At 39.5% G+C, this 22,275-nt stretch carries 20 protein-coding genes and 1 tRNA gene; 14 read left to right on the forward strand and 7 right to left on the reverse strand.

The annotated features are described in order from the left end of the window. Positions 1-30: 30 nt before the first annotated feature. The 3 genes from AC0L7Q_RS06895 to AC0L7Q_RS06905 all read left to right on the forward strand — a co-directional run bounded on the left by AC0L7Q_RS06895 (position 31) and on the right by AC0L7Q_RS06905 (position 3,687). Positions 31-1,587 carry a SulP family inorganic anion transporter gene (locus AC0L7Q_RS06895; RefSeq protein WP_010389896.1) on the forward strand — a complete coding sequence of 519 codons (1,557 nt, stop codon included), beginning with the start codon at positions 31-33 and terminating at the stop codon, positions 1,585-1,587. Between the two features lie 205 nt (positions 1,588-1,792). Further along, complete coding sequence (locus AC0L7Q_RS06900; RefSeq protein WP_413401909.1) at positions 1,793-2,866, forward strand: sensor histidine kinase; 1,074 nt, start codon at positions 1,793-1,795, stop codon at positions 2,864-2,866. Continuing rightward, positions 2,863-3,687 (forward strand): LytR/AlgR family response regulator transcription factor, encoded by an 825-nt coding sequence (locus AC0L7Q_RS06905; protein ID WP_413401911.1) that lies wholly within the window; start codon positions 2,863-2,865, stop codon positions 3,685-3,687. The genes AC0L7Q_RS06900 and AC0L7Q_RS06905 overlap by 4 nt, the downstream gene beginning before the upstream one ends. A 74-nt stretch (positions 3,688-3,761) precedes the next feature. On the opposite strand, the gene pyk is transcribed toward AC0L7Q_RS06905, so the two are convergent. Then, positions 3,762-5,198 carry a pyruvate kinase gene (pyk, locus tag AC0L7Q_RS06910; protein ID WP_413401913.1) on the reverse strand — a complete coding sequence of 479 codons (1,437 nt, stop codon included), beginning with the start codon at positions 5,196-5,198 and terminating at the stop codon, positions 3,762-3,764. Positions 5,199-5,572: 374 nt separating this feature from the next. Here pyk and gndA point away from each other — a divergent pair, with 374 nt between their 5' ends. Continuing rightward, complete coding sequence (gndA, locus tag AC0L7Q_RS06915; protein ID WP_413401915.1) at positions 5,573-6,946, forward strand: NADP-dependent phosphogluconate dehydrogenase; 1,374 nt, start codon at positions 5,573-5,575, stop codon at positions 6,944-6,946. A 66-nt stretch (positions 6,947-7,012) separates the two neighbouring features. Here gndA and ansA read toward each other — a convergent pair whose 3' ends face one another. Together ansA and sppA are read right to left on the reverse strand one after the other, a co-directional pair. Continuing rightward, on the reverse strand, positions 7,013-8,023 hold the full coding sequence (gene ansA, locus AC0L7Q_RS06920; protein ID WP_413401917.1) for an asparaginase: 1,011 nt from the start codon (positions 8,021-8,023) through the stop codon (positions 7,013-7,015). Positions 8,024-8,093: 70 nt separating this feature from the next. Beyond that, positions 8,094-9,959, reverse strand: coding sequence for a signal peptide peptidase SppA (sppA, locus tag AC0L7Q_RS06925; protein ID WP_413401919.1), 1,866 nt, complete (start codon positions 9,957-9,959; stop codon positions 8,094-8,096). Positions 9,960-10,245: 286 nt separating this feature from the next. Between sppA and AC0L7Q_RS06930 the strand changes: the two genes are divergently transcribed. The 7 genes from AC0L7Q_RS06930 to AC0L7Q_RS06960 all read left to right on the forward strand — a co-directional run bounded on the left by AC0L7Q_RS06930 (position 10,246) and on the right by AC0L7Q_RS06960 (position 15,546). Continuing rightward, positions 10,246-12,207, forward strand: coding sequence for an oxidoreductase (locus AC0L7Q_RS06930; protein ID WP_413401921.1), 1,962 nt, complete (start codon positions 10,246-10,248; stop codon positions 12,205-12,207). Between the two features lie 89 nt (positions 12,208-12,296). Continuing rightward, complete coding sequence (locus AC0L7Q_RS06935; protein ID WP_413401923.1) at positions 12,297-12,980, forward strand: HvfX family Cu-binding RiPP maturation protein; 684 nt, start codon at positions 12,297-12,299, stop codon at positions 12,978-12,980. A 117-nt stretch (positions 12,981-13,097) separates the two neighbouring features. Beyond that, positions 13,098-13,646 (forward strand): NAD(P)H nitroreductase, encoded by a 549-nt coding sequence (locus AC0L7Q_RS06940; RefSeq protein WP_413401925.1) that lies wholly within the window; start codon positions 13,098-13,100, stop codon positions 13,644-13,646. 203 nt (positions 13,647-13,849) lie between these two features. After that, a complete protein-coding gene (locus AC0L7Q_RS06945; RefSeq protein ID WP_409425353.1) occupies positions 13,850-14,227 on the forward strand; it encodes a hypothetical protein in 378 nt (125 codons plus the stop codon). A 103-nt stretch (positions 14,228-14,330) separates the two neighbouring features. Next, a tRNA-Ser gene (locus AC0L7Q_RS06950) sits at positions 14,331-14,421 on the forward strand. 114 nt (positions 14,422-14,535) lie between these two features. Beyond that, positions 14,536-14,859, forward strand: coding sequence for a hypothetical protein (locus AC0L7Q_RS06955; RefSeq protein WP_413402840.1), 324 nt, complete (start codon positions 14,536-14,538; stop codon positions 14,857-14,859). Between the two features lie 69 nt (positions 14,860-14,928). Next, on the forward strand, positions 14,929-15,546 hold the full coding sequence (locus AC0L7Q_RS06960; RefSeq protein WP_008112467.1) for an FKBP-type peptidyl-prolyl cis-trans isomerase: 618 nt from the start codon (positions 14,929-14,931) through the stop codon (positions 15,544-15,546). 90 nt (positions 15,547-15,636) lie between these two features. Here the strand turns inward: AC0L7Q_RS06960 and AC0L7Q_RS06965 are convergent, their stop codons facing one another. Both AC0L7Q_RS06965 and AC0L7Q_RS06970 read right to left on the reverse strand, forming a co-directional pair. Then, positions 15,637-18,051 (reverse strand): TonB-dependent receptor, encoded by a 2,415-nt coding sequence (locus AC0L7Q_RS06965; RefSeq protein WP_413401928.1) that lies wholly within the window; start codon positions 18,049-18,051, stop codon positions 15,637-15,639. Positions 18,052-18,202: 151 nt separating this feature from the next. Next, entirely contained in the window at positions 18,203-18,592 is a 390-nt protein-coding gene (locus AC0L7Q_RS06970) for a YkgJ family cysteine cluster protein (RefSeq protein WP_409425356.1), read from the reverse strand. A 472-nt stretch (positions 18,593-19,064) separates the two neighbouring features. On the opposite strand from AC0L7Q_RS06970, the gene AC0L7Q_RS06975 reads away from it, so the two are divergent. The 3 genes from AC0L7Q_RS06975 (at position 19,065) to AC0L7Q_RS06985 (ending at position 20,712) form a co-directional block, all read left to right on the forward strand. Further along, positions 19,065-19,490, forward strand: a complete 426-nt coding sequence (locus AC0L7Q_RS06975; RefSeq protein WP_010389912.1) for a tetratricopeptide repeat protein — start codon at positions 19,065-19,067, stop codon at positions 19,488-19,490. A gap of 128 nt (positions 19,491-19,618) precedes the next feature. After that, entirely contained in the window at positions 19,619-20,092 is a 474-nt protein-coding gene (locus tag AC0L7Q_RS06980) for a hypothetical protein (protein WP_409425358.1), read from the forward strand. Between the two features lie 23 nt (positions 20,093-20,115). Continuing rightward, a complete protein-coding gene (locus AC0L7Q_RS06985) occupies positions 20,116-20,712 on the forward strand; it encodes a DUF1287 domain-containing protein (RefSeq protein WP_413401931.1) in 597 nt (198 codons plus the stop codon). Positions 20,713-20,826: 114 nt separating this feature from the next. Here the strand turns inward: AC0L7Q_RS06985 and yfaE are convergent, their stop codons facing one another. Together yfaE and nrdB are read right to left on the reverse strand one after the other, a co-directional pair. Then, positions 20,827-21,099: a class I ribonucleotide reductase maintenance protein YfaE gene (yfaE, locus tag AC0L7Q_RS06990; protein WP_413401933.1), complete on the reverse strand. Its 273-nt coding sequence runs from the start codon at positions 21,097-21,099 to the stop codon at positions 20,827-20,829. Beyond that, positions 21,099-22,229 (reverse strand): class Ia ribonucleoside-diphosphate reductase subunit beta, encoded by a 1,131-nt coding sequence (nrdB, locus tag AC0L7Q_RS06995; RefSeq protein WP_138608498.1) that lies wholly within the window; start codon positions 22,227-22,229, stop codon positions 21,099-21,101. The genes yfaE and nrdB overlap by 1 nt, the downstream gene beginning before the upstream one ends. Between the last annotated feature and the right edge of the window lie 46 nt (positions 22,230-22,275).

Below are 22,275 nucleotides of genomic sequence, written 5' to 3' on the forward strand. Positions count from 1 at the left end.
TTTGTTAGCCAAATAAAACTGAGGAACTCAATGTTTAACTTACTCAGCAGGGCGCCAAGCTCTGCTAAAAACGATATTCTCTCTGGATTGACCGTGGCACTTGCCTTGATCCCAGAAGCTGTTGCATTTGCCTTTGTTGCAAATGTAGAACCCCTTGTTGGTTTATATGCCGCATTTATTGTTGGCTTAATTACGGCTATTTTTGGTGGTCGTCCGGGTATGATTTCGGGTGCAACCGGTGCGCTTGCGGTTGTAATGGTAAGTTTAGTGCTTGATCACGGAGTGGAATATCTATTTGCCACCGTGTTGCTCATGGGGCTATTACAAATATTGGCCGGAGTATTTAAGCTCGGTAAATTTATACGTATGGTTCCACATCCGGTGATGCTCGGTTTTGTTAATGGCTTAGCGATAGTTATATTTTTAGCTCAGCTTGGGCAGTTTAAAGTGCCTGATGGTGCTGGCGGCCAAGAGTGGATGACGGGCAGTGCAATGTACATTATGCTCGGTTTAGTGGCCCTAACTATGGCTATTATTCACTTTTTACCAAAATTAACGACCGCAGTCCCTTCGTCATTGGTTGCCATTGTGACGGTTACTGGCTTAGTTATTGGTCTTGACCTAGAAGCGCGCACTGTACTTGATTTCTTAAAAGGAATGACAGGTAATGAAGCCGCAACAATTGCAGGTGGTTTACCGCAGTTCCATATTCCTATGGTGCCTTTTAATTTAGAAACACTACAAATTATCTTCCCGTATGCGCTTATTCTTGCAGCAATTGGCTTAATTGAATCATTATTAACGCTAAGCTTGATTGACGAAATTACAGAAACACGTGGCCATTCTAATAAAGAATGTATTGGCCAAGGTGCGGCAAACGTCACATGTGGTTTCTTTGGTGCAATGGGTGGCTGTGCCATGATTGGCCAATCTATGATTAACATTAATTCGGGTGGCCGTTCGCGTTTATCTGGTATTAGTGCTGCGCTGATGTTACTTGCGTTTATTATCTTTGCCTCAAGTTTAATCGAAATGATCCCACTAGCGGCATTAGTTGGGGTTATGTTTATGGTGGTGCTGGGTACATTCGAATGGGCAAGCTTTAAAATGATGAAACGTGTGCCTTTATCTGACGCATTTGTAATTGTTTTAGTATCGGGTGTGACGGTTATCACTGACTTAGCCATTGCAGTATGTGTGGGTGTTATTGTGTCTGCATTAGTGTTTGCTTGGCAGCATGCTAAACATATATACACAACGAACTATATCGATAAAGAAGGTTCAAAAGTGTACGAGTTACACGGGCCTTTATTCTTTGGTTCAGTTAAAAACTTTGCCGATTTATTTGATGTAAAGAACGACCCTAAAGACGTTATTGTTGAGTTTAAATACAGCCGTGTTGCGGATCACAGTGCAATAGAAGCAATTGACAGCTTAGCTGATAAGTACAATAAAGCCGGCAAAAAATTGCATTTACGTCACTTAAGTAAAGACTGTACTGAACTACTTCATAAAGCGCGTGACTTAGTGGAAGTAAACGTTATTGAAGATCCAACTTATAAAGTTGCTTCAGACAAGCTTGCTTAATAAATAAAAAGTAAACATTGAGAAGCGAAAGGTACCTACCTTTCGCTTTTTTTATGCGCACAACTTAAGTGAAATGCTTAACTATAAATGTATAAGCCTGGATTATAGTTTGCGATAGGGCTATTAAAAAGTAAGACAGTTGGTAGTGCTATACCCGTTGATAAATCGATATAATAATACCAAATTTACAAGGTAATAATTAATTTTGAATTGGCAGTCTTTAATTGATAACAGACAACGCTTTTTCTGGCTTTTACAAATCGCTGGCTGGATAGGGTATGCGTTAGTTAATTACATTGGTTCTAAAGTATTCGAAATGCGTGATATTTACGTATTTGTTATTTTACTCAATGCCTATGCGGGCTGTTTAATGACTGTCCCGTTACGCTATATATATCGCAAAATTTGGAATGCCTCACCTTGGGTCTTAATTATTGTTGTATTTGGTGCCTCGTATGTAACTGGTACGCTCTGGGCAGTGGTTCAAAAATTTAACTTATGGGAGATTTATCGTCACGGTTATCGCCCTGAAGAATGGTTTTATTACTTACAACAAGGGTTAGACTCCGTTTATATTATTTTGTGTTGGAGTGGCTTGTACTTTGGGGTTAAGTATTATCAACTATTACAAAGTGAACGCCAAAAAGCGTTAAAAGCTACTACAATGGCGCATGAAGCGCAGCTAAAGATGCTCAGATATCAGTTAAACCCGCATTTTTTATTTAATACCCTTAATGCTATTTCTACTTTAATTTTGGTTAAAGAAAACAAAGATGCTAATTTAATGGTATCTAAGCTGAGTGATTTTTTGCGTTATACACTCAACACTGATCCAATTAAAAAAGTGCCGCTAGAGCAAGAGTTACATGCATTAATGCTTTATTTAGAAATTGAACGTGTGCGCTTTGATGAACGATTACAGGTTAATGTTGATGTGAGTGAGCAAGCCCAACAAGCCTTGGTACCTAGCTTAATATTACAACCAATCATTGAAAATGCCATTAAGTACGCCATAGCCTACATGGCAGAAGGTGGCGTGATAGATATAAAAGCACAGGTATTTGCTAATGAATTATTACTTGAAGTAGGCGATAATGGTCCCGGCACTGAAATTGTAAATGGCCAGTTAGTTAATGCGCAAGGCGTGGGTGTGGCAAACACCCGAGACAGATTAAAAACGCTCTACGAAAATAATTACTCGTTTGTATTATCACATAATACGCCAAGTGGATTGAAAGTTAATCTGCGAGTTCCGTTTGAGAAGGCTGTGAAGAAATGACAAGAATAAAAACGTTGATTGTTGATGATGAACCATTAGCACGTAAAGGCTTAGCCGTCAGGCTTGAAGAGTTTTCTGATATTGAAGTGATCAAACTATGTAGCTCAGGATTTGATGCAATCGAAAGCTGCAAAAACGAAAAAATTGACCTCGTGTTTTTAGATATTCAAATGCCAGGGATGAATGGCTTTGAGGTAGCGCGTGCATTGAGTGAAAGTAGTAAAGATTTGCCTGCCATTGTATTTGTGACTGCGTTTGACCACTTTGCTGTTAAAGCATTTGAAATTCATGCTTTAGATTACATTTTAAAACCCGTTGATGATAACAGATTAAAACAGGCGGTAGAAAAAGTGCATACCTATTTAAAAACACAGCAGGATAACGCCCATAAGAAAAAATTAGCCAGTTTTGTAGCTGGAATAACGGGTAATAACTGCGAAGAAATTTTAAAGAAATTAGCCACAGGTGATACCTTAACTGATCGGCGCTACCCTGAGTCACTTGCAGTAAAAGAGCAGGGCGAAATTGTTCGAGTGCCCGTTGCCACCATACAGTGGGTAGACGCCGCAGGTGATTATATGTGTTTACATTGCCAAGATGGGCAAACGCATATATTACGCAAAACCATGAAAGAGCTTGAACAAGAATTAGATCCAAATCTATTTGTTCGTGTCCATCGCAGTGCAATTGTTAACACTAAACAAATTAGTAAGCTGGTTACTCAGGTAAGTGGTGAGTACTTATTGATACTTGAAAACGGTCAAGAACTCAAAGTTAGCCGAAGCTATCGCGACAAAGTAAAAGCAGCGCTGGCAAGCTAAATTAACCAGAGTTCAGGTTAAATTAATAGCATAAAAAAACGCGAGCAAATAGCTCGCGTTTTTTGTAGTAACTTTTACGAAACAGTCACAATCTTCATCGTGTTGGTTGCACCAATTGTTTCCATTGCATCACCATGAGTGATAATCACGGTGTCGCCTACTTGCAGTGAGCCTGCAGCCACTAACGTGCTTAATGCGTCTTTAACCATGTTATCTTTTTCACATTTTGTAGAGTCAAAAAACACTGGGTAAACACCACGGTATAGTGCTGTTTGTCCTAATGTACTGGCATGACGTGAAAGTGAGTAAATGGGTAAGCCTGAGCTAATACGTGACATAAGTTTTGCTGTGCTACCTGATTCAGTAAGGGTGATAATTGCTTTCACAGAGTCTAAGTGATTAGCTGCATACATTGCAGAGAGAGCAATTGATTCCGCATTAGAAGAGAAACGGCTATCTAAACGATGCTTAGAAACATGGGTCTCTTTTTGTGACTCAGCACCTAAACAAACACGCGCCATAGTAGCAACGGTTTCTTCTGGGTAATCACCAGCGGCTGTTTCAGCAGAAAGCATAACTGCATCGGTGCCATCAAGCACTGCATTGGCTACATCCATAACCTCTGCACGAGTCGGCATTGGGTTATCGATCATCGATTCCATCATTTGCGTAGCGGTTACAACGGTACGGTTTAGTGAACGAGCACGACGAATAATGAGTTTTTGCTTACCCATTAGTGCAGCGTCACCAATTTCAACACCTAAATCACCACGGGCAACCATCACAGCGTCAGACGCTAAAACGATATCATCTACTGCTTCTTGTGTTTCTACTGCTTCAGCACGTTCAATTTTAGCTAAAAGCTGTGCATTAGAGCCTGCAGCCTCTGCAAGAGAGCGTACATAACGCATGTCATCGCCACTTCTCGGGAAAGAAACGGCAATATAATCAACATTAATTTCAGCAGCAGTGATTAAATCTTCTTTGTCTTTGTCGGTAAACGCGGGTGCAGTTAAACCACCACCTAAACGATTAATCCCTTTATTATTCGATAGCACGCCACCCACAGTAACAACAGTGTGTACTAAGTGACCTTCAACATGCTCAACAGTAAGCTGAATTAAACCATCGTTTAACAGCAGTAAATCACCAGGAGCCACATCTTGTGGTAGCTCTTTGTAATCAATACCAACGGCGTTAATATCGCCTTGGCCTTTTTCCATTTTTGCATCAAGAACGAATTTTGCACCAACCGCTAAAGTCACTTTACCTTCTTTAAAGGTTGAAACACGGATTTTAGGACCTTGTAGGTCAGCAAGAATTGCAACGTGCTTACCTAATTTAGCGGCTATATCTCTAACTGCTTGTGCACGGTCTTTGTGATCTTGTGCAACACCATGTGAGAAGTTTAATCGAACGACGTTTGCGCCTGCGCGAATTATTTTTTCTAAGTTATTATCTCTGTCTGTTGCAGGTCCAAGTGTCGCGACTATTTTTGTACGTCTTAACATTAAATTCTCCTGTGCGCTTATTTTAAGCAAGTTGACGGTTATTTTGTTTTAGTGACTATTTAATAAATCTCTTAAGAAGAGTTTAGGTTAAATAGTAATTTTAGTTTTATGCAATTTTTATAACATTGCGACTATTATATACAAGATCAATATGTCATCATTATGACACCGGTGTCACAGGGCGTCAATGATCTAAAAATTTAAATAGCAGCGCTATTTCTTCCCCTGTGAGGGCGGTTGTTTGATATAATTGCAGTGTTTATTTTAACTGTAATAAATGCATGTAGCTTTGCTCATGGCTTAGGCCTGAGTATAATGCACGCGGTATTATTTTAATTTACTAACCAAATAGTTGTTACCGAGGAGGGCACTAAATGCAAGTTGCATTAGTAGGGTTAGGCGTTATGGGGAAAAATCTTGCCCTGAACTTGATTGAAAAAGGGATAACGCTGGTCGCTTATGACAAAAACCCAAATGCGGGTGAAGAGTTATTAAGCTGTGCTAAGTCACAAGGCATGGCTGACAAACTTCACATTGTCTCTGATCTAGGGGATATGGTTAGGCGTTTAGAAACACCGCGTTCTATTTTATTACTTGTACCTGCGGGTGAGTTGGTTGATGCAGTTTGCAACGAGCTGATTGAAGCAGGTGTACAATGTAGTGATATTATTGTTGACTGCGGTAACAGTAATTACAAAGACGGAATTAATCGCAAGCTAAAATACCAAGACAAGTTTGAATTTGCCACCATGGGTATTTCAGGTGGTGCTGAGGGTGCGCGTCATGGTCCAGCTATGATGGCTAGTGGTTCTGAAGGTGGCTGGGAGCGTGTCGAGCCATGGTTTACAAAGGTTGCTGCAAGCTACAAAGGTGAATCGTGTTTTGCACGTGTTGGACAATCAGCCAGCGGTCATTTTGTCAAAATGGTTCACAATGGAATTGAATACGCACTGATGCAACTTATTGCTGAGGTGTATCAGCTACTTCGTCACGGAACTAACCGCTCGCCAAAAGAAATTGCTGAGATATTTAATGAATGGTCACAAGGTCAATTAAATAGCTATTTACTATCAATTTCTAGCCATATTTTGTCACTTGAAAATTCGCAAAATGTGCCACTTGTTGATTTAATTGATAACAAAGTTGGCGCAAAAGGTACTGGCTTATGGACAGCTCAAAATGCACTTGAGTTGGGTATTGCGGTACCGTCATTAGTCGCCGCTGTTCAAGCACGCCATTTAACTAATGCATGCAATACCACTGCTGCACAAGAGATGACGTACAGCGCACAAAATACCACGCAAGTTGATGTTGATTTAGATGAACTGAAAGATGCATTTACTCTTGCAAGTTTACTAGCGTATCGTCAAGGGCTTGCATTAATTAAAGGTGCTTCGCGTACTCATCAGTGGAAAGTTGATTTAGCCAAAACACTACAAACTTGGCGTGCAGGGTGTATTATCCGTGCAGATTACTTAGACAGTGTAGCGCAAGGCGTTGAGTTTATTGATTCCCTTGAGAAAGAGTCACTTGCTATGCGTAAAGTAACGGGTCAAGCTGTTATGACAGGACTGGCATTCCCAGTGCTTAGTGCAACACAAACCTACTTAGCAACGTTAACAACACCAAGTAATGGGCATTTAGTACAAGCCCAGCGTGATTACTTTGGTGAGCATGGCATTAAGACCCACAGTGGTGAAACGTGTCACTTAACTGACTTAGTAGATATTGACGCAAAAGTTCGTTAATAAAATCTAACTAAACTAAAAGGACGCTTTATAGCGTCCTTTTTTGTTATTCGTTTAGCTAAATATCTAACGAGTTAACTCACCGCGCAAATTATCTTGCATTAAATGGCGAATCGTTTCGATTTCTAAGTTTTGACTAAAAAGATAATGAAGTTTAGTTAAACAGGCTTCTAAGGTCATATCAAAACCACTGATCACCCCTATGTTTAACAGCGCATTACCTGTGGCATACCCGCCCATATTCACTTGCCCTTTTAGGCATTGAGTGAGGTTTGTGATAATAACGCCGCGCTTACTCGCTTCATCAAGAATATCCAAAAACTCAGGGTCTTGCGGTGCATTACCCACACCAAAGCTCAGCAGTACCAATGCTTTAATGTTGCCATTAACTAAACTTTTAACCACTTCTTTGCTGATCCCCGGGTATAAATACAGCACACCAATGGCTTGAGGGGTGATAGGTGTAACTTGTAATTCATTTTCTACATACGGACTTAACTGACCTTTAAGCAGTTGAATATTAATGCCAGACAGCGCTAATGGCTCTAGATTAGGGGAGGCGAATGCATCAAATCCATCGGCATGTGCTTTGGTTGCTCGGTTGCCTCTAAATAATTGATTATTAAAAAACAAACTGACTTCTGCTATCGGGTAGTTAGCTGCTAAATACATGGCATTAAGTAAGTTTACTTGACCATCAGAGCGCAATTGTGAGAGCGGAATTTGTGAGCCGGTCACAATAATAGGCTTTGTTAAGTTTTCGAACATAAACGATAAAGCCGATGCAGTATAGGCCATTGTATCTGTACCATGCAGCACTACAAAGCCGTCGTAATCTTGGTACTTACTTTTTATGTCATCAGCAATAAGTTGCCAGTGGGCAGGAGACATATCTGAAGAGTCAATCAGTGGGCAGTACTCATGAATGTCGAACAATGGCATTTCTTCACGATTAAATTCTGCGTTATTAACTACAGTTTCGGTTAAAAAACCTTCGGCAGGAATATAGCCGCGGATTGATTTTTTCATTCCTATAGTACCGCCAGTATAAGCGATATAAATGCGTTTACGTTTCATAAAAAAAGCCCAGTAAAAAAACTGGGCTTAGTATAACGCTAAGTGCTAATCAATACAGCCTGTTAGGACATTATTGTGCAACTGTACATTCTAAACAGCGCGCATAAACACCTTGTGGATCGTTATAATCTTTCAGGTTTTCTACTTCGCTGCTTAATTGCTTAATCACACTTTGCAGGTTAGCTTGACTAGCTAGTACTGCTGATTTTTGTGTTTCAAGTCCAAGCACTGATTTAACCGCGGCACTACCAAAAATATCTTGGAGCATTTGTTCTTGCGGGCTAAGTGATTGTTTAATTGTTTTAACTTCATAGAAGTTAAGTTTAGCAAGCTCGGCAGCTGCTTTGATAGCGTCTTGCTTGTTACCTAATTTATCAACTAAACCAAGCTCTTGGGCTTGCGATGCAATCCAAACGCGACCTTGGGCTATTTTATCAACTTGCTCTGGGGTCATATTACGTGCATCGGCAACCACATTTAAAAAACGCTCGTAAGCTTCTTCAACACTCATTTGAATCACTTGTGCCATTTTTTCATTTAATGGGCGGGTGATTGAAAAACCGGCTAATTCTGTAGTCGCTACGCCATCAGAGTAAACACCGATTTTAGCTAAGGTATCTTCAAAGGTCATAAAGGTACCAAATACACCGATAGAGCCGGTAATGGTACTAGGTGCAGCCCAAATTTCATTTGCCGCTGATGCAATCCAGTAACCACCTGATGCAGCGACTGAACTCATTGAAGCGATAACAGGTTTACCTGCAGCTTTAAGCGCTAACACTTCAGCGCGAATAACTTCAGAGGCAAACATGCTGCCACCGCCAGAATCAATACGTAACACGACTGCTTTCACTTTATCGTCAAGGCGCGCCTTGCGTAATAGTGCCGCTGTTGAATCACCGCCAATTTCACCAGCACGACGCTCACCGTCAACAATGGTACCTTTAGCTACAACAACCGCGACTTTTTCTGTCATTGGGTTATCAAACTCAATTGGTGGCTTAACTAAGCTTAAGTATTCACCAAAAGACACTTGTTTAAATGTTTTACCATCCTCCTCAGCGCCAACGAGATCAATTAACTGTTGACGAATTTGTTGATTAGTTTTGAGAGAATCAACCCATTGATTATCCAGCGCGTATTTACCAGCATCACCATTGGCAGCCTGCATTTTGGCTAAATAAGTATCCATTGTTTCATCAAAATTTGATTCGTCAAATGGACGCACCGCACTTACATCTTGCTTATATTCGTTCCATAAAGCACCTAACCATACGCGGTTTGCTTCTTTAGCTGCTTCTGACATATCGTTTCTGATAAACGGTTCAACGGCAGATTTGAAAGTACCTACACGAAATATATGCTGAGTGACTTCTAATTTTTCTAATGCATCTTTGAAGTAAAGCGGGTACATACCGTAGCCTTCAATAAGCACACTACCATAAGGGTGCATCGCAATTTCGTCTGCATGCGCGGCAATATAATATTGCGCTTGTGTATAGTAATAACCTGAAGCAATTACTTTTTTTCCAGTTGCTTTAAATGCATCAAGTGCTTTTGTAATTTGCTTAAGCTTATTTAAGTGCGCTTTTGGCATTTCTTGTAAATCAAGCAAAATTGCGCTGATACGAGAGTCTTGTGACGCCTCATTGATCACTTCAATGACATCATCTAGTAGTATTTCAGTAGGGGTATCAGCACTTGCTGTTGCATCATTAATGGCCGCTTCTACAGGGTCTACGTAGGTTTTTTCTTCCACAATAGGACCGTTTAGGTTTAGCCTGAGGACAGAACCCTCTTCGACAATGATTTTATCGCCGTCACTTGATACTGAGACAATGAAAATGATAACCAAAAATAAAAATAATAAATTTAGTACTAAACGACGCGAGAAGTTAATCCCTGCCCATATACCTTTAAATACCTTCGCTATCAAAATAGCTCCTTAAATTCGTACAGCTAAAACGTTATTGCCATAGTAGCTTAGAATATAAATTAATTTAACTGCTAAATCGTAACGAAACATTTATAAATTCAATTACACTTGTGATTATACGAATGTTTATGTCACTTTTAGCGGTGTTGTACAATTAACAGTTACACATCAAACGAGCGTTTTAAATTAAAAAGTTTAAGTTTAAGCTGCTCATATATTGCTTATTCTGCGTCATTAAAGCAAAATTGAACAAACACACAGGTTAGACCAGTTATTGGGGCACAGGATGTTAGAACAAAAACTAGAACTAAAACACACACAATTACGCAACCGTTTAGTAATGGGATCAATGCATACCGGCCTTGAAGAAGGTTGGCACAATCGTAAACGTCTTCGTGCATTTTATGAAGCACGTGCCAAAGGTGGCACTGCGATGCTTATTACCGGAGGCTACAGTCCTAACTTACGCGGTAAGTTAACGCCTATTTCCTCATCGTTTAATAGTTATTATGACGTATTTAAACATCGCGCGTACACGCAAGCAGTTCACAAACATGGCGGAAAAATATGTTTGCAGTTATTGCATGCAGGGCGTTATGCATATCACCCTTTTAATCAAGCGCCGAGTGCTATAAAAGCACCGATTAATCCATACAAACCAAAAGAAATGTCTTTAAGTTCAATTAACAAAACGATTAAAGATTTTGCTCACTCGGCTTATTTAGCTGAAAAGGCTGGTTACGATGGCGTGGAAGTAATGGGCTCAGAAGGTTATTTGATTAATGAGTTTATGGCACCTCATACCAATAAACGAGATGATGAATTTGGCGGCAGCCTTGAAAACAGAATGCGTTTAGCCGTTGAAATTGTAAAAGCGGTAAGAGCAAAAGTATCGAATAAATTTTTAATTATTTTTAGACTCTCGGTTATAGATCTAATCCCTAATGGTTCCACCCCTGATGAAGTAACTCAACAAGCTGTTGCACTTGAAAAAGCGGGTGTTGATATTTTTAATACCGGAATTGGTTGGCATGAAGCACGCGTACCTACAATTGCGAGTATGGTGCCACCGGGTGCATTTAAAGAAGCGTCAAAGCGTTTAAAAGACGTTATCAGCGTGCCTGTTATTGCGGTAAACCGCATTAATACCCCAGAGATTGCTAATGATATTTTAAATGCTGGCGAAGCTGATTTAATTTCTATGGCGCGTCCATTATTAGCCGATCCTGAATTTTTTAATAAATACGCGGCTAAGCAATCTGAGCATATTAATATTTGTATTGGTTGTAATCAGGGTTGTTTAGATCATGTATTTAAAGGTAAGCGCGCTACCTGTTTAGTAAATCCACAAGCAGGTTTTGAGCTTGATTACCCGCTAGAAAAAGCAGAGAAAGCTAAAAATGTATTAGTTGTTGGCGCTGGACCTGCAGGTTTATCGTCTAGCTGTTACTTAGCGCAAAAAGGGCACAATGTAACCCTGATTGACCAAAAGCAACACATGGGTGGGCAATTCAATTTAGCGATGCAAATACCTGGTAAAGAAGACTTTAATCATACATTAGCTTACTTTACTAATGAACTTAAGCGTCTTAATGTAACCATTGAATTAGGTAAAGCATTTAGTGACAGTATGCTAACTGAGTTTGATGATGTGGTATTTGCAACCGGTGTAAGGCCACGTGAAGCTACGATTAAATGCAGCGATGATAAGCGTGTATTTGCTTACGATGAAGTTATACGCGGTGAAGTAGAGCTGGGCAGTTCTATCGCTATATTAGGCGCAGGCGGTATTGGTTTTGATATGGTGGCATTTTTAAGTGAACATAAATCACAAAGCATTAGCGACTTTAAAACCCAATGGGGCATAGAGTGCGAACCTCAACCGCACAAAGATGATCGTCAGCTCTATATGCTAAAACGCAGTGCAGGGCGTTTTGGTGGTGACTTAGGTAAAACTACGGGTTGGATCCATCGTCAAGTTGCCAAACAACATGGTGTTAAACAAATTGCAGACTGCCAATACCATAGTTTTGATAAAAACGGCCTAACCATTAGTGTTGCTGGTGAAACTCAAGTACTGCCAGTTGATACGGTTATTGCCTGTATTGGTCAAGTGTCTAACGACGAGTTATTTAAGGCACAAGCTGAGAGCGCCAACGTGCATGTAATAGGCGGCGCTAAATTGGCTGCTGCTATTGATGCTAAACGCGCAATATTTGAAGCGTTACAAGTAGCAAGGCAAATTTAATCTTTAAGGGCGAAATAATTTAGCTCTGTGCGCGGTCATGTTTGTTTATAGTCTATAACTTAATAAACAATGAACATACAAGAGTGCGCATGATTAAATTAATTACACTTTACGACAATATTATAGGTAAATTATCTTTATTGGATGGTTTGCCTGCTTTGCTTTTTCGCTTGATTTTAGCGCCTGTAATGATTATTGCAGGCTATAACAAACTCGCAATAAGTGGCGATACTAATGGTTTTTTTAACCAGTTTTTAGCCTCTGATGATGTCGTTCAGTGGTTTGGCAATAGTGACTGGGGATTAGGATTACCGTTTCCTGATTTGCTGGCTTTTTTAGCCGGTTGGAGTGAGTTTTTAGGAGGTTGGTTTTTACTTATTGGTTTATTTACGCGATTAGTGAGTATTCCACTTATGTTTACAATGGTGGTAGCAGCAACAACAGTACACTGGCATAACGGCTGGTTTGCTATAGCGCCAACAAACCCACAAACAAGTGCCGCCCAAGCACTTGATTGGTTATCAATCTCTGGTGCCAAAGAAAGTCTCGAAAACTCAACAGAAGTACAAGTCCGCATAGGTAAAATTCGCAGCTTAGTGGAAGAGTACGGCTTTTCAGATTACTTATACGAAAAAGGTAAACCAGTAATATTAAATAACGGCATCGAATTTTCTGCTATTTATTTTGCCATGTTACTGAGCTTATTTTTCACGGGAGGAGGGCGTTTTGTAAGCCTAGATTATTGGTTTAAACGCGTTGCTTTACGTCAATAGCTAGTAGGATATAAACATTCGCATCATTAATTTTATCTGCTTGGTAGTTTTAACCCTGCAGTGTTTATTTTTTACTTATAAATGTTACTCTTACGTTTTGAATTTTGAGAGCACACTATGGATGCTATTGAGCTTTTATTAACTCGCCAATCTGATGCAAAGTTGACTGCGCCAGGCCCTAATGAAGAGCAGTTAAACATTATCCAGCAGGCTGGACTGAGAGTGCCCGATCATGGCTGTATTGCACCGTGGCAATATATTATTGTTCAAGGTGATGCGCGTGATAAGTTAGGTGACATTTTTTATCAAAGCGCTATAGCAGAGCAGCAGGGCGAAAAAGTGATTAATCGCGCTAAGGAGTTACCGCTTAGAGCACCCATGATTATTATTGCGATTGCAAAATATCAACCACACCCAAAAGTCCCTAGAATTGAACAAATACAAAGCGCAGGTTGTGGCGTATTTGCAATGCAACAAGCCGCATTTGCTCAGGGTTTAGGCGGTATTTGGCGTACCGGTTACTTTGCACAAAGCCCAAGTGTTAAACAGGCGTTGAACTTAAATGATGATGATGAAATAGTGGGTTATTTGTATTTAGGGACGCCAGCAATTGAATGTAAAAAGTCACCAAGGCACAAACCAGTAAACTATTTTAGTTTTTTATAGAAATAGTATGAACTTTCTATATTAAATATAGTCATAATTCATTAAGTTAATCGTGTTACACTTCTGCGGTTAATATTGTAGCTGCGAGAAGCGCACGGAAGCACTAAACGTAATAAATCTTCTTCAGTTTGTTTTTTAATCGGTTGTTTTTTGGTAATGTATGGAAAGTCTTACCAATAATAACGATAAAGAAGACGAAAATGATGGGAAATTTATTTTTACGTGAAAAAGAAAACTGGTTTGCTTGGTCAATCTGGGGTGTGATTGGCGCGCTTGCGACATTTTATGTTGCAATGAGCACTCAAGCTGAGCATTTTATTGCTGCTTCAGCAATAGGGGTGCTGGTATTGCTAACCTGGTGGATGCAACAATCTAAACGATTTGATTTTGGCAGAGCTTTTAAAATATGCTGTTATGTTTTACTGTTCACTGTACTGCCTTCATTTGTATTGGTTGTGGTCCCAAGTGATGATCTTAATCGCTTCGATTTGATATTCCAAAGTATTGCATTTTTAACAGCAAGCTTATTGGCTTGTTTAGTGTGTTCTTGGATTGCCCGTCGGCCAAAACAATATTACTAATTACTATTTGATAACGAAAGTGGTTAATATTTAACTATTTAGTCGGTTTTATTAAAATAGGGCTTTACAAGCTAAGCGTATGATCTTATTATGCGCGCCGTACGGAGAGATGGCAGAGTGGTCGAATGCACCGGTCTTGAAAACCGGCAGGGGTTTATAGCCCCTCTAGGGTTCAAATCCCTATCTCTCCACCATTATTAAAAAAACCGCCTTATTGGCGGTTTTTTGCTATCTGGAGCTTTATCATGTCACAGTCCCCGGAGTTATCCTTTTCTAAACGTTTACTTAAGCACATCCTGCTATGGACTGTGTTTGGTTATTGTTACCAAAGCGCCATATCGTTATTACAAAAAATGGCTATTGATGCATATCCAGACGACGCACTAATCATGACCTTATTATATGGTGTCGGGTTTAATATTTTATCGGGGCACTTAATTACAAAATACGATCATTATTGGCCTGTGTGGGGCGCGTTTTATATTGGCATTATCGGTTTAGTGGCCGTGCCTCTTTTACTGGTTGGTGTGGCTGGATTGTTGTCAATGAGTCTGCTCGGCGGAATTTTGTTCAGTTTGCCTGTGTGTACCTTTGCTATTGGTTTAATTAAAGAAAAACTCAATAAAAACTAGCCCCAAAGACCGTTTATTTTGTGATAGCATATACGGGTCTTTTAACTAACAAAACGTGAATAACACATTATGTCAGATAATTTTACTACAGATGCTGAAAAAGCAAGTTACGGTATTGGCTTACAAATGGGTGAGCAACTTAAGGCTAATCCTTTTGAAGGTTTAAACTTAAATTCAGTATTTGAAGGCATGAAAGATGCGTATGCAGGCAGTGCTTTTCAAGTTGAGATCCCTGAGATCCAAGCTGCATTTGAAAAAATTAACGAAGAGATCCAAGCTCGTCGTGAAGAAGAAGCTAAAGTATTAGCTGCTGAAGGTATTGCATTTTTAGAAGAAAACGCAAAACGTCCTGAAATCACAGTAACTGAGTCAGGTCTTCAGTACGAAGTACTTGCAACAGGTGAAGGCGAAAAGCCAACTGCTGAGTCTACAGTACGTGTTGATTACCACGGTACTTTAGTAAACGGTACTGTTTTTGACAGCTCATACGAGCGCGGTCAACCTGCTGAATTCCCAGTAGGCGGCGTGATCAAAGGTTGGACTGAAGCATTACAAATGATGCCAGTAGGTACTAAGTGGCGTTTATACGTTCCTCATGAGCTTGCTTATGGTGAACGTGGTGCCGGTGCAGCAATCGCACCTTACTCAACACTTGTATTCGACGTTGAGTTACACGCAATTCTTTAATTAGAACGCGCATAACATTTAGTTATGAAAAAACCGCATTCATTAATATGAATGCGGTTTTTTTATTGCCTCATTTAAACTGAGCTTTGTTTAAAAGTAGCCTCTCATTCCAAATTGGAAATTACGTCCAGGAAGTGGCGCTGTGTCTTTAATAAATGAGCTATGTACAAAACCAAGTTCATCAGTAATGTTATCAATACTTAGGTAAAGCTGAGTGTCAACGGCACCTAAATCAAGCTGATAATTAGCTTGTAAATCAATTAATGTATAGCCATCCGTTGCTGTTTCGTATGCACTAATATCATTTTGCTCAAAGTAATGTGTTCCTGTTAAGGTAAATTGTGCGCTACCTAGCGTGTATTGCAGTTCTGAGCCCAATTTATTAGCAGGAATGCGTGGTAAATTACTTTCATTATCTTTTAGCTTGGCACGAGTTGAGTCACCAAATACTTTTATCATGGCGCTGGGGTTTATTTGATAATGTACATCAAATTCAAAACCATACAGTTCAGCATCTTTACTTGTGAACTGATAAACATCAATTGCGTCACTGTGACCATTGGCTGCAGGTTCAAAACCATCCATTTCATCAAACACTAATCCTGTGTTTTGCTGATAATAAAAGTTTTTAATATCGTTATAGAAGAAGTTAACAGTGTAACCAAAGTCTCCACTAAAGCGACGTAAGCTAATGTCTAGATTAGTTGATGTTTCTTGTTTAATTTCTTCAGGCTCAAAATGCGCTTCGTTACCTTCAATATGGTAACCCAAACCAAGTTCATAAGTCCCGGTAGCAATATGCACACCATTAGAGAGTAGCTCCGCTGAAAGTGGTGCACGCTCTGAATGTGACAAACTAACGGCTAGGTTGTGACTTGGCATATACTCCCAAATCGCACCTGCTGAGGCACTTAGATTAGTAAAGCTTTTGGTGTAGTTAACAGTTTCATCTGCTGATGCAGGTTCGTCATCATGGCTGTGCTGATGCGTATCTACATCACTTTTTATCTCATAATCTTCTAAACGGGCACCAAGTTCTACGGTGACGTCACCAAACTTGCGTTCTTCAAGTAAATATAGCGCATGAGTCGTCGTGATACTTGCAGGTGTAAACGCTTCTTCACCAATCGCGTCATAATCAGACTCACTATAGTGATAGCCAATCATGCCATGCCATTGGCCTAATTGATGCTCTACGTTTAAACGTGCTTCAGTGGTTTCATTACTAAAAGTGGTGCCAATAGCGCCGTCTTCAATTTCACTATGGGTATAGTCTGTGTAACCAAGACGTAGGTTGATTGACTCAATCCAGTTATCATGAAATGCATAACTTATCAGCCCCTGCCAACGGTCTTGTTCTAAATGAGCATAAACAGGTGTTTCTGCATGTTCCTCACCTTCGTGCTCTTCACCTTCATGCTCTTCATGCTCGCCTTCTTCTTCGTGCGCATGGTCGTGTTCATGATGATCATGTGAGTGGCCAGGAATACCATAATCTGTTTCGATACTACCGTATGAAAATCCAACGGTTAAATGGTCACCCACATAACTCGTACCAAAATTTACTGTTTCGCTGTCTATAAAGGTATTTTCAACTGAAGTGGCTGTTTCTTCATCGCCTTCAACATGTTCTTCACCTTCTTCATGTTCATCTGGTAAGTTAAAACGAGGTGTTTGGTAATCATCACCGCTGCGTTTAGTACCATCAAAATGGAAATTAAAGTTATTGCTACCCGTTTCTAGTTTTGCTGCGTAGGTATTCGCATTTGAAACTGTATCGTGAGTGTATTGGGCAGCTCCAGATAGAGAGTCAATGTTATTGGTTGGAATACGGTTATCAACCACATTGACTACACCACCAATAGCACCAGAGCCATAAAGTAGAGTGCTTGGGCCACGTAACACTTCAATTTGCTCTGCAGCTAGGCTGTCACTTGATGTAGCGTGATCAGGTCCAATGCGAGACGCGTCGCTGCTATCCAAACCATTTTGTGTAATTTTAACTCGAGGACCACCTAAGCCGCGAATAATCGGACTTGAAGAAACGGGGCCAAAATAACTAGCATTAACGCCAGGTATGCCTTTAAGTGTTTCACCTAGCGTTGGTTTAGCTTTATTTTTTAGCTCATCGCCTGATAGCACACTTACTGGTGAAATCATTTCTAAGCTATTTTTATGCAGCGCGGAGGCATATACAACAACAGTTTCAACCGAGGTTGGCTTTAAAGTAACATTAATAGTGTTGTCTGTATTTTCAAGCGATATACGATAATCTAGGTAGTTATCTTTACTGATATGTAATTGACTTTTAGCATCTATGTCGATACTAAACTGTCCTTGTGTATTACTTTGCACGCTTTGTGATTTGCCATGAACATGAATCGTGGCATTGGCAATGGGTTGCTTTTTTGTATCTGTTACCGTGCCGTTAATCGTCGCTGCAAGTGCAGAGTGAGAACATAAAACAGACAGTAGTGCTGAGGATATGAGTGTTAGCTTAGTCATAATTACTTCAATTCGTGGTTGTTATGTTGTGATATAATATAACACTACAAGATTGTGCTATCAACAATGTTATACTATAACCCTAAGTTTTGCGTTGAATAACACAATAGAGCGATAAATTTAATCTAGCACGGCATTATTACAGTTAAATTTAAGAGCGACTGTCTATCATCAGTATGTCTAACTTTTTTTGTGCTTTAAAATGATTTTGCTTATCGACTGGTTCGAGCATTTCACAGTCATCGTTTATCATTTCTGAAATTAAACTCGGGTAGTGTCGGCAATCTTGGGGTCGGTCATGATAAATACTGCAAGTATATTTATCTTTTTCTTGAGGAGATGCTTTATTGGCAAGCTCTAAAAATGGGCATTGCGTTAATTGCTCACCCGTCGTTGGGTCAAACCATAATTGATCGTTTTTAACGTATTGAAATATTTCAGGGTTGAATAACGCCCACATTTCAATTTCATCCTGATTAGTATCTAAATCTGCCGCACCATATTTGGTACAGCACTTACCGCATTGATTGCAATTTTGCATAGGGTAGATTTTTACTGTTGCTGTTAATAATAAGCATTAAGTGTAGCACTCTAGTATCCGCGTAAATAAACTAAACAGTGCTTTTTGTTGCTTATACTACTTTTGTAACAACGCGGCGCTTAATAATAATGTATTATTAGGGCCTGTTTATCTTTCGAGGTTGAATTTGCAGCATTGTGTTTGGTATTTTGGCAAGGCAGAGCCTATGTAGTGTGGTTATTCCCCATAAATAGGCGACAACGCAGCATAAATACCAAACACGCGCTGCCTGAAGGTTCGTCCTAGGGACGATTAACTCTTTGTTGCTCGGCTTTTACTTAGCCCACTAGGTTACAAACCTCGCGCCACGATTAAATCGTCCCTAGTTAGAACAAATTTTAATCCTGAAAGGTCAACAGGCCCTAAGACATATGTTTCGGATACAGCGCTGTAAAAAATTAATAAGGCGCATTAATTAAGGTAGCGAGTAATTATGAATACTAAAGTATACAAAGCGGTTCACGATTTAGCAGAAAAGTTGATGGCAGCTGCCAATAAAAATGATACTAAACAGTTTGAATCTTTATATGCAGAGCTCAAAGCAATTTGTATTGAAAACGAAAATACCGCTAAAGATCATCCTGTACAGTGGGAAACCTTAGCAGATTTTACCGAAGAGCTAGAAGACGCGATTGAGACTTACGAAAAAGCGTTGCAGAAGTCGATAGAAATTAATAACAAAGATCATATGTCGTCGGTTGCATTTTCTATGGCTACTTTACAGCTTGAGCTGGGTGATAAAGAAGCGGCGATTAAAAACCTACAAGATGCAAAAGTCAGTGCAAATAAAATTGAAGACAAAGAATTAAAGTCAGAGATCCATGAGCTATTGGAGTCTTTGGTTGAAGAAGAAGGTTAGGTAACTTTATAGCCATTATTAATAATCAGCGTCAGTAGTTATACACTTGGCGCTTTTTTATTAAAAAGATAAAGTTCAACTTTATAAAATATTTATAAATAACCTATCGAGCAATTTTTTGAGAAAAAATGCTAGCGCAAATAGAACAATGGATTGATGAAACGAATAGTGAGTATGCAAATCAAAGAATATGCTGTGAAAAATTTGCTACCGAATTCGATGGCTTTTACCCAAATGAATTTTTTAAAACTGCATTTTATGTAGTTGTTGATAAAATTCCTAAACCTGACTTTACTGGTTTACGTGAACTTGGTTTAAGCAATTTTATTGATATGGATTTAGCTGGAATAACCTATAAAAATACATATTATGTATTACCTAACATTGTGGATAATTTAAGAGTACATTTTCATGAGCTTGTTCATGTAGTTCAATGGCGTGAACTCAGCGCGCACGCTTTTATAATGCGCTACATCAATGAAATCCAAACGTTTGGTTACAATGATGCCCCGCTTAAAATAATGGCCTATGAACTTGATGCGCACTATACCAGTAATGGAAATAAATTTAATATTCCTGACTACATTACTCAACAGCTTTAGTTAAAATTATAAAAGGAATTTATATGTCACGTTTTTTGCTCTATTCACTAGCCTTATTTGCTTTTCATGCGCAGGCGAGCTCTTTTGATGATGATATCGTCAATGCATTAATCTATAGAACAACACAACCAGTAACTTACGATGGTGCCTATCATAAGCTTGAATACCCTGGTGGTGATGTGCCCGCTAATATTGGTGTGTGTACCGATGTTTTAATTAGGTCGTACCGACAGCTTGGTGTTGATTTGCAAAAGTTAGTACACGAAGACATGCAGGATAATTTTCGCGCATATCCTTCCAAACGTATTTGGGGATTAACTAAGCCAGATAAAAACATTGACCATCGACGTGTACCTAACTTACAGGTTTACTTTGAGCGCCATGCAAAAGTGTTAACTAAATCGCTTAATGCAGTGGATTATAAATCCGGTGACATAGTTACTTGGATGCTGCCAGGTAATTTACCGCATATTGGTATGGTCGTTAATGAAATAGGGCAGGTCAGCGGCAACCCGCTTATTGTGCATAACATTGGTCGCGGACCAGAAATTAGCGATATGCTTTTTGCGTATACAATTACGGGTCATTACCGATTTGTGCCTACAGCATATTCAGAGTAAATAACACTGTACTAGTAGGCGTATTTGAGTTTAAAAACACGGCATACAGGTTTGGTACAAACCTAGCTGTTATATATTATTCTCGTGCTGTTAAATACGCTTAATGTGAGTTAGTTACTTTAAATTAATACTGATATCACCATTTGGTTTGCAGCAACACAAGAGTATTTCACCATCGCGAACAAACGCTAACGGCTCTTCATTGTAATTAACTTCACCAGAGATAAGTGTTGCACGACACGCACCGCAATATCCCTCACGGCATTGGTAAGCAGCATCAATCTTATTCGATTCAAGGCAATGTAAAAGAGAAGGGCAGCCAGCGGCAAAATCAATGCGCTGGCTGTTATCTGCAAGTGTGATACTTGCAGTGGTTCTATCAGTCATTATAAATCAAAGTCACCAAATTCATCGGCATCTACTTGTGAGTCAATCTGACCAACTAAGTATGAGCTTATTTCGGCCTCTTGAGGAGCAACTTGCACGTTATCTGACACTAACCATGAGTTGATCCATGGAATAGGGTTACTGTTATTTTCAAACTGTGCAGGCAGACCAATCGCGGTCATACGCGCATTGGTAATGTACTCAACATATTGACATAGAATGTGTTTATTCAAACCAATCATCGAGCCATCTTTAAATAGGTACTCGGCCCATTCTTTTTCTTGCTCTGCGGCTTCAACAAACATTTTAATTGCTTCTTCACGGCACTGTGCGGCAACAATCGCCATTTCAGGGTCATCTTTACCATCTTGCATGATATTTAAAATATGCTGAGTACCTGAAAGGTGGAGTGCTTCGTCACGGGCAATAAGCTTTATAATTTTAGCATTACCTTCCATCAATTCACGCTCGGCAAACGCAAATGAGCAAGCAAAGCTCACATAAAAGCGAATGGCTTCTAAAATGTTCACTGACATCATTGCCAGGTACAATTTCTTTTTCAGCTCAAATAAATTAACTACCACGGTTTGGCCATTAATTTCGTGTTTGCCTTCACCGTATAGGTTGTAAAGCGATACAGAATTGATTAGGTCATCATAATAAGTAGTTACCGCATCGGCACGCTCACTTATTTTGTCATTGCTAACAATGTCATCAAAAATGAGTTCAGGTGCTTGGGTTACGTTACGAATAATATGGGTGTACGAACGACTATGAATAGTTTCACTAAACGCCCATGTCTCAATCCATGTTTCTAGCTCAGGAATAGACACAATCGGTAAGAGCGCTACGTTAGGCGAACGACCTTGAACACTATCAAGCAGCGTTTGATATTTTAAGTTGCTTAAAAATATGTGCTTCTCGTGATCGGGAAGCGCTTGAAAGTCTAAACGGTCTTTACTTACATCAACTTCTTCAGGTCGCCAAAAGAAAGACAATTGTTTTTCAATTAGTTTTTCAAAAATAGGGTATTTTTGTTGATCGTAACGTGACACGTTAACGGTTTGACCAAAAAACATTGGCTCTTGCATTTGGTTATTATGATTTCTGCTAAAAGTAGTATAAGACATGTTTATCACTCAAAAAACTATCACTAAAACTATCAGGACAAAGCGG

The sequence above is a fragment of the Pseudoalteromonas sp. KJ63-1 genome (assembly GCF_055808145.1).

Bases quoted from the DNA above. Each gene is read 5' to 3' on its own strand.
- AC0L7Q_RS06895 (WP_010389896.1), top strand. From the start codon at position 31: ATGTTTAACTTACTCAGCAGGGCGCCAAGCTCTGCTAAAAACGATATT.
- AC0L7Q_RS06905 (WP_413401911.1), top strand. From the start codon at position 2,863: ATGACAAGAATAAAAACGTTGATTGTTGATGATGAACCATTAGCACGT.
- pyk (WP_413401913.1), bottom strand. From the start codon at position 5,198: ATGTTAAGACGTACAAAAATAGTCGCGACACTTGGACCTGCAACAGAC.
- gndA (WP_413401915.1), top strand. From the start codon at position 5,573: ATGCAAGTTGCATTAGTAGGGTTAGGCGTTATGGGGAAAAATCTTGCC.
- ansA (WP_413401917.1), bottom strand. From the start codon at position 8,023: ATGAAACGTAAACGCATTTATATCGCTTATACTGGCGGTACTATAGGA.
- AC0L7Q_RS06930 (WP_413401921.1), top strand. From the start codon at position 10,246: ATGTTAGAACAAAAACTAGAACTAAAACACACACAATTACGCAACCGT.
- AC0L7Q_RS06935 (WP_413401923.1), top strand. From the start codon at position 12,297: ATGATTAAATTAATTACACTTTACGACAATATTATAGGTAAATTATCT.
- AC0L7Q_RS06940 (WP_413401925.1), top strand. From the start codon at position 13,098: ATGGATGCTATTGAGCTTTTATTAACTCGCCAATCTGATGCAAAGTTG.
- AC0L7Q_RS06945 (WP_409425353.1), top strand. From the start codon at position 13,850: ATGGGAAATTTATTTTTACGTGAAAAAGAAAACTGGTTTGCTTGGTCA.
- AC0L7Q_RS06960 (WP_008112467.1), top strand. From the start codon at position 14,929: ATGTCAGATAATTTTACTACAGATGCTGAAAAAGCAAGTTACGGTATT.
- AC0L7Q_RS06965 (WP_413401928.1), bottom strand. From the start codon at position 18,051: ATGACTAAGCTAACACTCATATCCTCAGCACTACTGTCTGTTTTATGT.
- AC0L7Q_RS06970 (WP_409425356.1), bottom strand. From the start codon at position 18,592: ATGCAAAATTGCAATCAATGCGGTAAGTGCTGTACCAAATATGGTGCG.
- AC0L7Q_RS06975 (WP_010389912.1), top strand. From the start codon at position 19,065: ATGAATACTAAAGTATACAAAGCGGTTCACGATTTAGCAGAAAAGTTG.
- AC0L7Q_RS06980 (WP_409425358.1), top strand. From the start codon at position 19,619: ATGCTAGCGCAAATAGAACAATGGATTGATGAAACGAATAGTGAGTAT.
- AC0L7Q_RS06985 (WP_413401931.1), top strand. From the start codon at position 20,116: ATGTCACGTTTTTTGCTCTATTCACTAGCCTTATTTGCTTTTCATGCG.
- yfaE (WP_413401933.1), bottom strand. From the start codon at position 21,099: ATGACTGATAGAACCACTGCAAGTATCACACTTGCAGATAACAGCCAG.
- nrdB (WP_138608498.1), bottom strand. From the start codon at position 22,229: ATGTCTTATACTACTTTTAGCAGAAATCATAATAACCAAATGCAAGAG.